12 protein-coding genes are annotated in these 12,949 nt (G+C 53.2%); 10 read left to right on the plus strand and 2 right to left on the minus strand.

Features of this window, described 5'->3' with window-relative positions:
• Positions 1-69 precede the first annotated feature (69 nt).
• On the plus strand, positions 70-1,149 hold the full coding sequence (fbaA, locus tag VSR74_RS11810) for a class II fructose-bisphosphate aldolase (RefSeq protein ID WP_149463278.1): 1,080 nt from the start codon (positions 70-72) through the stop codon (positions 1,147-1,149).
• Between the two features lie 63 nt (positions 1,150-1,212).
• On the opposite strand, the gene VSR74_RS11815 is transcribed toward fbaA, so the two are convergent.
• The gene (locus VSR74_RS11815) at positions 1,213-2,115 is read right to left on the minus strand and encodes a carbamate kinase (protein ID WP_347794916.1); all 903 of its coding nucleotides are present in this window, start codon (positions 2,113-2,115) and stop codon (positions 1,213-1,215) included.
• Between the two features lie 322 nt (positions 2,116-2,437).
• On the opposite strand from VSR74_RS11815, the gene VSR74_RS11820 reads away from it, so the two are divergent.
• From VSR74_RS11820 to VSR74_RS11855, 8 genes are all read left to right on the plus strand, one after another.
• Complete coding sequence (locus VSR74_RS11820) at positions 2,438-3,661, plus strand: MFS transporter (protein ID WP_347794917.1); 1,224 nt, start codon at positions 2,438-2,440, stop codon at positions 3,659-3,661.
• Positions 3,662-3,673: 12 nt separating this feature from the next.
• Complete coding sequence (locus VSR74_RS11825; protein WP_347794918.1) at positions 3,674-5,335, plus strand: acyl-CoA synthetase FdrA; 1,662 nt, start codon at positions 3,674-3,676, stop codon at positions 5,333-5,335.
• A 15-nt stretch (positions 5,336-5,350) separates the two neighbouring features.
• Positions 5,351-6,613, plus strand: a complete 1,263-nt coding sequence (locus VSR74_RS11830; protein ID WP_347794919.1) for a YlbE family protein — start codon at positions 5,351-5,353, stop codon at positions 6,611-6,613.
• Between the two features lie 40 nt (positions 6,614-6,653).
• Positions 6,654-7,493 (plus strand): oxamate carbamoyltransferase subunit AllH family protein, encoded by an 840-nt coding sequence (locus VSR74_RS11835; protein ID WP_347794920.1) that lies wholly within the window; start codon positions 6,654-6,656, stop codon positions 7,491-7,493.
• A complete protein-coding gene (gene allS, locus VSR74_RS11840; protein ID WP_347794921.1) occupies positions 7,450-8,382 on the plus strand; it encodes an HTH-type transcriptional activator AllS in 933 nt (310 codons plus the stop codon). Before VSR74_RS11835 ends, allS begins: the two co-directional genes overlap by 44 nt.
• 122 nt (positions 8,383-8,504) lie before the next feature.
• The gene (locus VSR74_RS11845; RefSeq protein ID WP_347794922.1) at positions 8,505-9,362 is read left to right on the plus strand and encodes a small-conductance mechanosensitive channel MscS; all 858 of its coding nucleotides are present in this window, start codon (positions 8,505-8,507) and stop codon (positions 9,360-9,362) included.
• A gap of 135 nt (positions 9,363-9,497) precedes the next feature.
• On the plus strand, positions 9,498-10,133 hold the full coding sequence (gene argO / locus VSR74_RS11850) for an arginine exporter ArgO (RefSeq protein WP_347794923.1): 636 nt from the start codon (positions 9,498-9,500) through the stop codon (positions 10,131-10,133).
• Between the two features lie 91 nt (positions 10,134-10,224).
• Entirely contained in the window at positions 10,225-10,965 is a 741-nt protein-coding gene (locus VSR74_RS11855; protein WP_347794924.1) for an oxidative stress defense protein, read from the plus strand.
• A gap of 44 nt (positions 10,966-11,009) precedes the next feature.
• On the opposite strand, the gene argP is transcribed toward VSR74_RS11855, so the two are convergent.
• Positions 11,010-11,903 (minus strand): DNA-binding transcriptional regulator ArgP, encoded by an 894-nt coding sequence (gene argP / locus VSR74_RS11860; RefSeq protein ID WP_347794925.1) that lies wholly within the window; start codon positions 11,901-11,903, stop codon positions 11,010-11,012.
• A gap of 148 nt (positions 11,904-12,051) precedes the next feature.
• Between argP and rpiA the strand changes: the two genes are divergently transcribed.
• Positions 12,052-12,711 carry a ribose-5-phosphate isomerase RpiA gene (rpiA, locus tag VSR74_RS11865; protein WP_347794926.1) on the plus strand — a complete coding sequence of 220 codons (660 nt, stop codon included), beginning with the start codon at positions 12,052-12,054 and terminating at the stop codon, positions 12,709-12,711.
• The last annotated feature ends 238 nt before the right edge of the window (positions 12,712-12,949 follow it).

Consider the following 12,949-nt stretch of genomic DNA (forward strand, 5'->3'; position numbering starts at 1 on the left):
TTTTTCAGCGCGCAACACAGCTCGCGCTTCTTTTTCTAACGGCCGAAGATACAGATAGGACTCGTAAACATGTCTAAAATTTTTGATTTCGTAAAACCTGGTGTTATCACTGGTGATGACGTTCAGAAAGTGTTCCAGGTAGCAAAAGAAAATAACTTTGCACTGCCAGCAGTAAACTGCGTCGGTACCGACTCTATCAACGCCGTTCTGGAAACCGCTGCTAAAGTTAAAGCACCGGTTATCGTTCAGTTCTCCAACGGCGGCGCTGCGTTCATCGCGGGTAAAGGCGTGAAAACTGACGTTCCTCAGGGCGCTGCAATCATGGGTGCTATCTCTGGCGCGCATCACGTACACCAGATGGCTGAACACTACGGTGTTCCGGTTATCCTGCACACTGACCACTGTGCTAAAAAACTGCTGCCGTGGATCGACGGCCTGCTGGACGCGGGTGAGAAACACTTCGCTGCAACTGGCAAACCGCTGTTCTCTTCTCACATGATTGACCTGTCTGAAGAATCCCTGCACGAAAACATCGAAATCTGCTCCAAATACCTGGCGCGTATGTCCAAAATGGGCATGACCCTGGAAATCGAACTGGGTTGCACCGGTGGTGAAGAAGACGGCGTGGACAACAGCCACATGGACGCTTCTGCACTGTACACCCAGCCGGAAGACGTTGATTACGCGTACACTGAACTGAGCAAAATCAGCCCGCGTTTCACCATCGCCGCTTCCTTCGGTAACGTACACGGCGTGTACAAACCAGGTAACGTGGTTCTGACTCCGACCATCCTGCGTGATTCTCAGGACTATGTTTCTAAGAAACATAACCTGCCGCACAACAGCCTGAACTTCGTCTTCCACGGCGGTTCCGGTTCTTCTGCTCAGGAAATCAAAGACTCCGTAAGCTACGGCGTAGTAAAAATGAACATCGATACCGATACCCAATGGGCGACCTGGGAAGGTATTCTGAACTACTACAAAACCAACGAAGCTTACCTGCAGGGTCAGTTGGGTAACCCGAAAGGCGAAGACCAGCCGAACAAGAAATACTACGATCCGCGCGTATGGCTGCGCGCAGGCCAGACCAGCATGAGTGCTCGTCTGGAGCAGGCTTTCAAAGAGCTGAACGCGGTAGACGTTCTGTAATTTGATACTCTGTTTGATAAAAGGCTTCCTTCGGGAAGCCTTTTTTGTCTGCTTGTTTTGAGATTAGCGCGAGATACAGGTTCCTTTTTCCCCTGAAAGGATCTGCGGCGCATCTTTCAGCGCGCCAATAAATGCGCTATTCCCGGTTTGTTTGACAAACTGAATGACTGCCGCAGCCTTTGGCCCCATCGCGCCATCCGGCGCAGCGAACGGTGCCAGTTCTGCAGGGGTAACGTGACGTAAAGCGCGCGCCTGTGGCGTACCCCAATTTTCATACACCGCATCGGCATCGGTCAGAATGAGCAGATGATCGGCGCTGATGGCCTGGGCCAGTACGGCTGCCGTCAAATCTTTATCAATCACGGCTTCGGTACCCTGATAACCCCCCTCTTTTGCAATGACCGGAATACCCCCGCCCCCGCAGCAAATCACCAGATGCCCATCATCCATTAACGTGCGGATCGCCTCGCTATCGATAATTTTCAAAGGGGTAGGGGAGGCGACCACACGGCGGATATATTGGCCGTCAGCCTTCATCTGCCAGCCATATTGCGCCTGCAATTCGGCCTGCTGCTCCGGAGGATAAACAGGCCCGATGTATTTGCCTGGCGATGCAAAAGCATCGTCATTGGGGTCGACTTCCACGCGTGTCATCAGCGTGGTGACCGGGGCGCTGCTGTTGGCCGTGAGCTCCTGCGCAATCGCAAAGCCAATCATCCCCTGACTCTCAGCGACCAGTATATCCAGCGGCCAGGCAGGCGCATCCCGGTAGGCGGCATTCTGTAAGGCCAGCAGTCCAACCTGCGGGCCGTTACCGTGGACGATCACCAGTTGATAATCATTTGCCAGTTGCGCCACCATTTGGGAAAAGAGTCGAATGCTTTTCTGTTGATTCCCGGCGCTCAGGATCTCGCCACGCTGTAATAACGCATTACCGCCAAGGGCAATGACCAGTTTCTTCTTCATTATTGCCTCACAAAATAGATGATGTCGTGCTCAATATAGTTTTTCTATTTCTGGTCACTGTGATGGCGATAATGATTTAAATATCGCGAAAAATAACTTGTCAATTATCGTTATTTTAACTGTTTTTATATAACGAAATTTAAAAGTGATTATTAGACTTTTTTTAATAATTACGCGGTGAGTTACCAGGAATTTATAACAATGGTTTTAGTGTGACTTTGCTCAAATGAAAAGTAGGTTAACCCCGATATGGTTAGGTCAGTTTAAACATCAAGCCTCCTGACAGAGGCATTCAGCGGTAACGATTACCGGGAGTTCACTTATGTCTGATTCATGTGAAGTGACTGACGTCACAAAAAGAAAAGGAATACCAGCCTGGTGGGTCACCGTATTCCTGTTCTGGCTGGGCTGGATTTTTATGTATGCCGACCGTACTGTTCTTAATCCGGTTATGGGCGAGCTGGAAAAAGAGTTTGGCTTAACAGGTACACAATTAGGTATTCTTAATTCAGTATTCTATTTTTCTTATGCTTTATTACAGGTACCGGCGGGGATCCTCGGTGATAAAATTGGTAAGAAAAAGGTTCTGGTACCCGGATTTATTTTGTTCGGCGTCTTTACTGCGGTAACGGGCTGGGCAAAAAGCTGGTACACATTACTGTTTGCCCGCGTGGTCACGGGGGCAGGCGAAGGAACCTATTACGGCCCACAATATGGTTTGTCCTCCGAGCAGATTCCGAAAAAATTTCGCTCGCTGGGTAGCGCTATTATCAACAGCGGTATGGCGTTTGGTATTGCGCTTGGCCTGATGACCTCAAGCTGGCTGGTCTACGATCAGGGCCATTCATGGCGGATGCCGTTCTATGCGATGGCGGTGCCATCCGTTCTGGTCGGCGTGGCTATTTGGTTCTTTGTCAAAGAGAAGAAACGCACCGCAGACGTTGACGGTAAGCCGATTAAAAAAGGGAAATTTAGCGATCTGCTGAAGAACCGTAATTTAATTCTTACCTATATCATGGTGTTCTGTAGTCTGTTTGGTTTCTTCGTCATATTAACCTGGCTTCCATACTATTTACAAAGTGAGCGCGGTATTGCCGGAAGTGAAACCGGCTTTATTTCATCGCTGGTGGCATGGATCTCCATTCCTGGCGCACTGTTATTTTCCAGCTTGTCAGATAAATTAGGTAAACGTAAACCATTAATCATGTTTTTGGTGCCGGTTGCGATCCTTAGCATGCTGTCCATCGTCTGGATGCCGAATATGACCGGCGTCATTGTTGCGCTGTGTGTTTATGGCCTGGTGGGCAAACTGGCACTTGACCCAGTGTTGGTAGCGCTGGTGGCAGATAGCGTGGATGAAAATAATTACAGTACTGCCTTTGGTTTATTTAATTTCATCGGAATGAGTTCATCTATTCTTGCGCCGATTATTGCCGGTGCGGCACGAGATATGACCGGAAGCCTGGCCTCCAGCTTTTATGTTTCAGCCGTTTTATTAGCTGTCGGTCTGGTCGCCATGTTGTTTTTAAAAGAAAAACGTACATAAGAGGTAGCGGTAATGATTTACGCCTTTATTAAAAAGGGAAGTTTTCAGGACTCCGTCAGCCTGATGATTATTTCCCGCAAATTGAGCGAACGCCCGGAAGTGGATCAGGTGTCGGTAATGATGGGCACCCCCGCGAATAAATCGATGCTGCAATCTACGGGTTTCTGGCACGACGATTTCGCGGATGCTACCCCCAACGACATTTGCGTAGCCGTGCGAACTGAAACAGAACAACCGGCGATTATGGATTTAATCCGCGAGCAACTGGAAAAAGAACTTAGCGCCATTACCAACGCATCAGGAAGCTCACAACAGTTGTTGAAAGCGCGCCGTTGGGAAAGCGCGTGTCAGAAACTGCCGCAAGCCAATCTGTTACTGGTCTCAGTGGCGGGGGAGTATGCGGCATCGGTGGCCAAAGAGGGCTTGCTGGCCGGCAAAAACGTGATGATGTTTTCCGATAACGTCCCGCTGGCGCAAGAGGTGGAACTGAAAACGCTGGCGCGCGAACGCGGGCTTATCGTTATGGGGCCAGACTGCGGCACCGCGATGATTGCCGGCAGCCCGCTGGCGTTCGCTAACGTGCTGCCGGAAGGGGGCATCGGGGTGATTGGCGCATCAGGTACGGGGATTCAGGAGATTACTTCGCAGATCGCCCTGCATCAGCAGGGTATTCGCCATGCGATTGGTTTAGGTGGGCGCGACTTAAGCGCCGAGGTCGGCGGAATTAGCGCCTTAACTGCGCTTGAGATGCTGGCATCGGATGAGGCGACTCAGGTGATTGCCTTCGTTTCCAAACCACCGTCTCCACAGGTTTGCACGCGGATCATCGCCGCGATGCAAAAAGTTGGGAAACCCGTCGTGGCGCTCTTTCTTGGCAGTAAGCCGGAACAGAAACGGGAAGGAAACGTCTGGCTGGCGAACTCGTTGTCTGAAGCCGCGCGCCTGGCGGTACTGTTGATGCGAGTGGCGCAGCAACGGCAGATCCAGCCGCAAGTGGCGGGCAAAGGTATTTACGGGCTTTATGCCGGGGGAACGCTGGCTGCGGAAGCCGCAATGCTGCTCTCCGGGGGGCTAAACGTGCCGGTGAGTGAAAACCATGCGCAAGGCGTGATGCTGGACGCTGGCGGGCATCGCATTGTTGACCTGGGGGACGACAGCTACACCCTTGGCAGGCCTCATCCAATGATTGATCCCACCACCCGCAGTATTGAAATCGAAAAACTGGCCGCCCTGCAGGAGGTTGGCGTGCTGCTGCTGGACGTCGTGCTTGGCTACGGCGCCTGTGAAGATCCTGCGGGCGCAGTGGTCGAGGCGCTGGGACAGGTACGCGCACGCAGAACCGCGCCGCTGGTGACTATCGCCACCCTGACAGGAACCGATGGCGATCCGCAGGGGCGCGCCGCGCAAAGCGAAAAACTCCGGGAGGCTGGCGTTGCCGTTGTTGAGACGCTGGAAGAGGCGATTCTGCTCGCGATTAGCCTGACTCATCATCAGGAAAGCCATCCGGCAGGGAACCACTACGCGTTGCTGGACGGCGTCCAGGTTATCAATGCCGGTTTACGCAGCTTCGCGTTGGATCTGCAAAGCAGCGGCACGCCTGTCGTGCATTATCAATGGGCGCCTGTTGCCGGCGGCAACGCGCATCTTGCCAGTCTTCTCAAACAGTTACATTAAGTTAGAGGTACGGAAATGTATTCATCAATTGCACAGGCTAACGAAGCTATTATTGAGCGCATCAAAGCTGCCCGTCCGCACTGGGTGGCCGTTCGCCCCGCTAAAGAGGTGGTCATCACTCTGGCCTCAGGCCGTAAGCTGCTTCATGCCGGGCCGCCAATCGCGTGGGAGGCGATGACCGGGCCGATGCGCGGTGCCTGTATTGGGGCATCGTTGTTTGAAGGGTGGGCCGCTACGGAAGAAGAGGCTGTGCGCCTGCTTAGTCAGGGTGAAGTCGAGTTTATCCCTTGTCATCATGTGGGCGCGGTCGGCCCAATGGGAGGGATCACTTCCGCAAACATGCCGGTTCTGGTGGTGAAAGACGTGGTTCACGGTAATCACGCTTGCTGCAATCTGAATGAAGGGATCGGCAAGGTGATGCGTTTTGGCGCCTACGGTGATGATGTTCAGCAACGTCTGTGCTGGATGCGCGATACGCTGGCGCCTGTCCTGCAGGATGCGCTTGGCAAAATCGAAAACGGCGTGGATCTCACCGCCCTGATGGCGCAGGCCATCACCATGGGGGATGAGTTCCATCAGCGTAATATTGCCGCCTCTTCACTGCTGCTGCGCACGTTATCTCCGGTGATCGCCGGGCTGGATCGTCCCAAAGCGGAAGTGATTGAGGTATTACAATTCCTCAGCGTCACCGATCAGTTCTTCCTGAACCTGGCGATGGCTTACAGCAAGGTGGTAATGGACGCGGCGGCAGTGATCAAAGCAGGCTCCGTCGTCACGGCGATGACGCGCAATGGCCGCGAGTTCGGTATTCGCGTCAGCGGCACGGGCGATCGCTGGTTCACCGCGCCGGTAAACACGCCGCAGGGCCTTTTCTTCACCGGATACAGTCAGGCAGATGCTAACCCTGATATTGGTGACAGTGCTATCACTGAAACACTCGGTATTGGCGGCGCGGCGATGATCGCGGCACCGGGAGTCACCCGCTTTGTTGGCGCGGGTGGAATGGGCGCGGCGCTGGAAACTTCGGAAGAGATGGCTGAGATCTATCTCGATCACAATCCTCTGTTCCAGATCCCTTCGTGGGATTTTAAAGGCGCCTGTCTGGGGCTGGATATCCGTCGGGTGGTGGAAACGGGCATTACGCCGCTGATTAATACCGGTATTGCGCATCGCGATGCCGGAATCGGCCAGGTCGGCGCCGGTACCGTGCGTGCGCCGCTGCTCTGTTTTGAGAAAGCGCTGGAAGCGCTGGCCGAACTGCATCACATCACCGCCTGAGTATTAAAAGGGGCGGCATCGCCGCCCCGGAGTGCTGCAGATGAAAAGAGTAACTGCGCTTGCGCACGCCGGGTTATCCCGGCTGGCAGACGGCGAGTGGCGGCTACATAGCCGCTTTTCGCAGGCGGTGAATTATTGCCGGGCGGATGGCGCGCTGCTGACGCTTTTTCGCTACGGTAAAGGTATGGGGCCGACGGGCATTTTGCTCAGCAGACGTGATTTTAGCCAGATGGCTTGCGCGCCGTTTCTTGTCAAACGCGGCGAGCAGTTATGGTGGCCTGGCGGAAGGCTCAAGGCTCGCCGTCCACTTTGCCTGAAGTTGTTCCCCGGGGCGCTCGCTCCCCTTAGCCTCAGCGGCTGTTCCCGACAAAGTGGATTAGGTCTGCCTTTAAGTCATCCTCTTACGGCGTTGCCGGTTTATCACCGTCTGTTTACGGAACTTGATAATTGGTTTGCGGGACAAGAACCTGACTGGAGCTGGCTTATTGGCCGGGGGCCGGGGTTGACGCCCAGCGGTGATGATATTCTTACGGGGGTTATGGCGGTGCTAACCTCAGCCGGTTTTTCCCGAAATCTTCGGTCATGTCCTTTTTTGCCGGCAAAAGATAGGCTCGTTTTACTGACAACTTCGGTAAGCTGTAGTTACCTGAATAGCGCCATCGAAGGGGAGTTTTCGACCCCCGTTTTGCAACTGATGCGCTGTTTGCAGTCTGACCGCGACCCTCGTCAGGCAATTCGGCGTGTGCTTTCAATAGGACATACTTCCGGGGCTGATATGCTGTTGGGGGTAGCACTTGCGCAGCAGTGGTTGCGAGTAATGTTATCAAGGAGAACGCATGCTCGATCAGGAAACGATACGTACATTTATTCGGGTTGCTGAGACGGAAAGTTTTTCCCGCGCGGCCAGTTCGCTGCATAAGACGCCTGCTGCGATAAGCTACCGTATTAAAACGCTGGAAGAGCAGGTGGGGACACAGCTCTTCTTACGAACCACGCGCTCTGTGAGCCTGACCCGCGCCGGGCAGCATCTTCTGGAGCACTGCCGTCAGTGGCTTAACTGGCTGGATGCGATGCCGGATGAGCTACAGCAAATTAACGCAGGCGTAGAGCGACAGGTAAATATCGTTATCAATAACCTGCTTTATCAACCACAAACCACGGCTGACCTGCTAACCTGGCTGCATCAACAATTCCCTTTCACCCGATTTCAGATTTCCCGTCAGGTTTATATGGGCGTGTGGGACTCTCTGTTGTATGACGATTTTCAACTGGCGATTGGCGTTACCGGTTCGGAATCGCTTTCCAATAATATCTCTTTATTGCCGCTCGGAGATATCAGTTGGCAGTTCGTGGTGGCGCAAAGTCACCCGCTGGCGAAACACCCCGCCGGGATGCTTTCTGATGATGTGCTGCGTCGTTATCCGGCTATCAATATCGAGGATACGTCGCGGACGCTAACCCGACGCGTTGCATGGCTGTTGAGCGGGCAGAAAGAGATTAAGGTGCCGGATCTCGGCACTAAGCTTGCCTGTCATTTAAGTGGCCTTGGCGTAGGTTTTCTGCCTGAGCGCTTGTGCCGCCCTTACGTCGAGTCTGGCGCGCTGGTCGCGCGTGATGTCGTTAATCCTCGTCAGCCTTCACCGCTATCTATCGCCTGGAAAAATGCCGGTAGCGGCAAAGTCGTGAGCGAAATTGCGGAGGTTTTTAAGCAGAAGAATGCGCTGGTAAGCGGCTTTTTGCGTATGGTCGATCGCCTGGCCGGAAACTGATTCAGCCCCGGAAATATCCCGAATCATATTGAAAAATGGCATATTTGGCGCTTTTTGTTTACCTTTAAATGGTCATTTTTCGTGAGAGCATACTCACACTTTTTTATGTTCGGGGAGATTGAATGGAAGATTTAAACGTGGTTGACAGCATTAATGGTGCTGGCACCTGGCTGGTTCGTAATCAGGAGCTGTTACTGAGTTATGCCGTTAACATCGTAGCGGCTATCGCTATCATCATCATCGGGATGATCGTTGCGAGACTGGTGTCCAATACCGTGAACCGTCTGATGGTCGCGCGTCATATCGACGCTACTGTTGCTGACTTCCTGTCCGCGCTGGTGCGCTATGGCATTATCGCCTTTACTTTGATTGCCGCGCTGGGGCGAGTGGGGGTGCAAACCGCATCGGTGATCGCGGTACTGGGTGGTGCCGTTCTGGCCGTAGGTCTCGCATTGCAGGGGTCGCTCTCTAACCTGGCCGCCGGGGTGCTGTTGGTGATGTTCCGCCCGTTCCGCGTAGGCGAATATGTTGATCTGGGCGGGATCGCCGGGACGGTATTACAGGTGCAGATTTTCTCCACCACGCTGCGTTCCGTTGATGGCAAGATTGTCGTGGTGCCGAACGGAAAAATCATCGCCGGTAACATCATTAACTACTCCCGCGAACCGGTGCGCCGCAATGAATTTATTATTGGCGTGGCGTATGACTCCGATATCGATCAGGTGAAATCGATTCTGAGCACTATTATCCAGTCTGACGAGCGTATTCTGAAAGATCGCGAAATGACCGTGCGTTTGAATGAACTGGGGGCGTCATCGATTAACTTTGTGGTGCGCGTCTGGAGCAACAGCGGCGATCTGCAAAGCGTATACTGGGATGTACTGGAGCGCATTAAGCGTGAGTTTGACGCGGCGGGTATCAGCTTCCCGTATCCGCAAATGGACGTCAATTTTAAACGCGTAAAAGAAGACGCGGAGTAATTTATCCTGCCTGATGGCGGAGCCGTGCTCCGCCATTATTAGACATTCTAATAAGCTATTAATATTATCCATTTCCGCTAATGATTATCCCGCGCTATAGTCTGCGCTAAACAGACATCGCTCAGGATAAAACTCATGATATCTTATTATTTTCAAGGTCTTGCGCTTGGCGCAGCCATGATCCTTCCGCTCGGCCCGCAGAACGCGTTCGTCATGAATCAGGGGATCCGCCGTCAGTACCACATCATGATTGCGCTACTTTGCGCCGTCAGCGATTTGCTACTGATTTGCGCCGGGATTTTTGGCGGCAGCGCATTGCTGATGCAGTCGCCGTGGTTACTGGCGTTAGTCACCTGGGGCGGCGTGGCCTTTTTATTGTGGTACGGATTTGGCGCGCTGAAGACGGCGATGAGCAGCAATCTGGAGCTTGCCAGCGCTGAAGTGCTTAAACAGGGGCGTTGGAAAATCATTGCCACTATGCTTGCCGTCACCTGGCTGAACCCCCACGTTTATCTCGATACCTTTGTGGTGCTGGGGAGCCTCGGTGGGCAGCTCGATGTAGAGCCTAAGCGTTGGTTTGCGCTCGGCACCGTCAGCGCTTCCTTCCTCTGGTTCTTCGGCCTGGCGCTGCTGGCGGCATGGCTGGCGCCGCGCCTGCGCACCGCTAAAGCGCAACGTATTATCAATATCCTGGTTGGTGCGGTGATGTGGTTTATAGCTTTCCAGTTGGCGAAAGAGGGAATTGGACATGTTTACGCCTTGTTCAACTAAGTGTTCTCCGATGGACTTTCGCAGATGAGGCGCTAAGCTTGGATGCGAGAACTTGTATTTTCGGGTGATAACGTAACATGGAGAGACGACAGTGAAGTTTAAAGTGATAGCGCTGACAGCATTGATGGGGCTGAGCGCCATGTCTGTACAGGCAAATGAGTTACCAAATGGCCCGCATATTGTCACCTCCGGTACGGCCAGCGTCGATGCAACCCCGGATATTGCCACCCTGGCGATTGAAGTTAACATCGCGGCTAAAGATGCGGCAACAGCCAAGAAACAGGCGGATCAGCGCGTGGCGCAGTACCTCTCCTTCCTTGAGCAAAATGGTGTAGCGAAAAAGGATATCAGCTCGGCTAACCTGCGTACTCAGCCCGATTATGACTATCAAAATGGTAAAAGCATTCTGAAAGGTTATCGCGCGGTACGTACTGTTGAAGTCACCCTGCGCCAACTGGATAAACTTAATTCCCTGCTGGATGGCGCGTTGAAAGCAGGCCTGAATGAAATTCGTTCTGTGTCGCTGGGCGTGGCTCAGCCGGATGCCTACAAAGATAAAGCGCGTAAAGCGGCGATTGATGACGCTATTCATCAGGCGAAAGAGCTGGCGGCAGGATTTAACAGCAAACTGGGGCCGGTTTATAGCGTGCGTTACCATGTGTCGAATTATCAGCCAAGCCCGATGGTGCGCATGATGAAGGCGGATGCCGCGCCTGTATCTGCACAAGAGACCTATGAGCAGCCGACGATTCAGTTTGGCGATCAGGTCGATGTCGTGTTTGAGCTACAACCGGCTCAGTCACAGACTGCAGCGCCCGCGAAAGCGCAGTAATGATAGCTTTGCCGGATGGCTTCACGTCATCCGGCGTTTCACCATTAATCCTGTCTTAATACCCGACGCCCATACTCCAGCAGCGCGTCCGTTACATTACGCATCATGCGGCTTTCCGGCGCGAAGCGGTGCCAGTACAGCATCCGACGCTGAAACAGCCCTGGCGTCAAATCTATCAGCTCGCCAGACGCTAACTCCTTTTCAATCTGCAAATGCGGGATCATGCAACAGGTTGTGCCCTGACGCGCCAGTTGCACGAAGGCTTCCGACGAGTTCACGATATGACATGGCACGCTCCCCGGCGGCAGGTCGAAGTTTTGTTGCAGGAAAGCCTGATGCATATCGTCCAGATGGTCGAATGCAACGGCTGGCGCTTTTAACAGCGCCGAGCGCGTTACGCCATTGGGAAAGTAGCGCTCAGCAAAGGCTTTTGAACCGACGAAAAGGTAGTCCAGCGCGCCCAGTTGATCGACCAGGCAGCTTGGCAACGCTTGCGGCTGGATACTCACCGCCCCCACAACTTCGCCCCGGCGCAGACGCTCCTGGGTTCGGGTTTCATCCTCAACCTGCAAATTGAGGCGAATCGGAGAGTTGACCAGCACGTCGGCAAGCGCCGGCAGCAGCCAGGTTGCAAGGCTGTCGGCGTTGACAGCCAGCGACAGCAGCAGCGGCGTGGAACCTGTCTGCTCATCGCCCAGCCACTCATCTTCCAGTAGTTCTACCTGACGCAGCAGCGCCAGCAGTTTTTGCCCCTGCTCTGTAGGGCGTGGCGGAACGGTTCGCACCAGCAACGGTTGCCCGAACATGTTTTCCAGTTGTTTGATTCTCTGCGATACGGCTGATTGGGTAATGCATAGTTTTTGCGCCGCGCGCTCAAAACCGCGTTCCCGAATAACCGCATCCAGCGCCTGTAATGTTCTGTAGTCAGGACGTTTCATTACGTTGAGGTGCTCCTCTAAAATCGTTATCTCGCACTATGACATAAATTGCGGGTAGTTACAGACGAAATTGGTGCCTGGCGCAATGCGACAATGCGTTCAGATGTTCTATAATGCGCCAAATATCATTACAGCATGGGCAATAATCATGACGCAGGATGAACTGAAAAAAGCAGTAGGCTGGGCGGCGCTTCAATATGTACAACCGGGCACTATCGTCGGTGTGGGTACGGGCTCTACAGCCGCGCATTTTATCGACGCGCTGGGCACCATGAAAGGGCAGATTGAAGGAGCGGTATCCAGCTCTGATGCTTCCACCGAGAAACTGAAAAGCCTCGGGATCACCGTTTTTGACCTCAATGAAGTCGACCGTCTGGGTATCTACGTTGATGGCGCCGATGAGATCAACGGTCATATGCAGATGATCAAAGGCGGCGGTGCGGCGTTAACGCGTGAAAAGATTATTGCCTCTGTGGCGGACAAGTTCATCTGCATCGCGGATGCCTCTAAACAGGTTGATATCCTGGGGAACTTCCCGCTGCCGGTAGAAGTGATCCCAATGGCGCGTAGCTGCGTGGCACGTCAACTGGTTAAGCTGGGCGGTCGCCCGGAGTACCGTCAGGGCGTGATCACCGATAACGGTAACGTCATCCTGGATGTGCATGGCCTGGAAATCCTCGACGCTATCGCGCTGGAAAACGCGATCAACGCGATTCCAGGCGTCGTGACCGTGGGATTATTCGCCAATCGCGGTGCTGATGTGGCACTCATCGGTACGGCTGATGGTGTTAAAACCATCGTGAAATGATCTGACCGGGGGAAGCCCATTTCCCCCAATTTTTTTTACTCGGCTGATTTTGGTGACTTGTGTCACATTTCTCAAAACCACTTTATTAACATCCCAGCTTATTTCTTATGCACAGCATTTTATGCTGACATTTCCTCCTGCGTGAATTTTCTGCATGAGTCACACGCAAACGTTTAGATTGCCGTGATAGTTTTTTTTGATATGTTGCTTAGGTGAACTTTCGTTCATCACAACATCA

Source organism: Pseudocitrobacter cyperus (genome assembly GCF_039889165.1).
Lineage (GTDB): Bacteria > Pseudomonadota > Gammaproteobacteria > Enterobacterales > Enterobacteriaceae > Pseudocitrobacter > Pseudocitrobacter cyperus.

Bases quoted from the DNA above. Each gene is read 5' to 3' on its own strand.
- fbaA (WP_149463278.1), top strand. From the start codon at position 70: ATGTCTAAAATTTTTGATTTCGTAAAACCTGGTGTTATCACTGGTGAT.
- VSR74_RS11815 (WP_347794916.1), bottom strand. From the start codon at position 2,115: ATGAAGAAGAAACTGGTCATTGCCCTTGGCGGTAATGCGTTATTACAG.
- VSR74_RS11820 (WP_347794917.1), top strand. From the start codon at position 2,438: ATGTCTGATTCATGTGAAGTGACTGACGTCACAAAAAGAAAAGGAATA.
- VSR74_RS11825 (WP_347794918.1), top strand. From the start codon at position 3,674: ATGATTTACGCCTTTATTAAAAAGGGAAGTTTTCAGGACTCCGTCAGC.
- VSR74_RS11830 (WP_347794919.1), top strand. From the start codon at position 5,351: ATGTATTCATCAATTGCACAGGCTAACGAAGCTATTATTGAGCGCATC.
- VSR74_RS11835 (WP_347794920.1), top strand. From the start codon at position 6,654: ATGAAAAGAGTAACTGCGCTTGCGCACGCCGGGTTATCCCGGCTGGCA.
- allS (WP_347794921.1), top strand. From the start codon at position 7,450: ATGCTCGATCAGGAAACGATACGTACATTTATTCGGGTTGCTGAGACG.
- VSR74_RS11845 (WP_347794922.1), top strand. From the start codon at position 8,505: ATGGAAGATTTAAACGTGGTTGACAGCATTAATGGTGCTGGCACCTGG.
- argO (WP_347794923.1), top strand. From the start codon at position 9,498: ATGATATCTTATTATTTTCAAGGTCTTGCGCTTGGCGCAGCCATGATC.
- argP (WP_347794925.1), bottom strand. From the start codon at position 11,903: ATGAAACGTCCTGACTACAGAACATTACAGGCGCTGGATGCGGTTATT.
- rpiA (WP_347794926.1), top strand. From the start codon at position 12,052: ATGACGCAGGATGAACTGAAAAAAGCAGTAGGCTGGGCGGCGCTTCAA.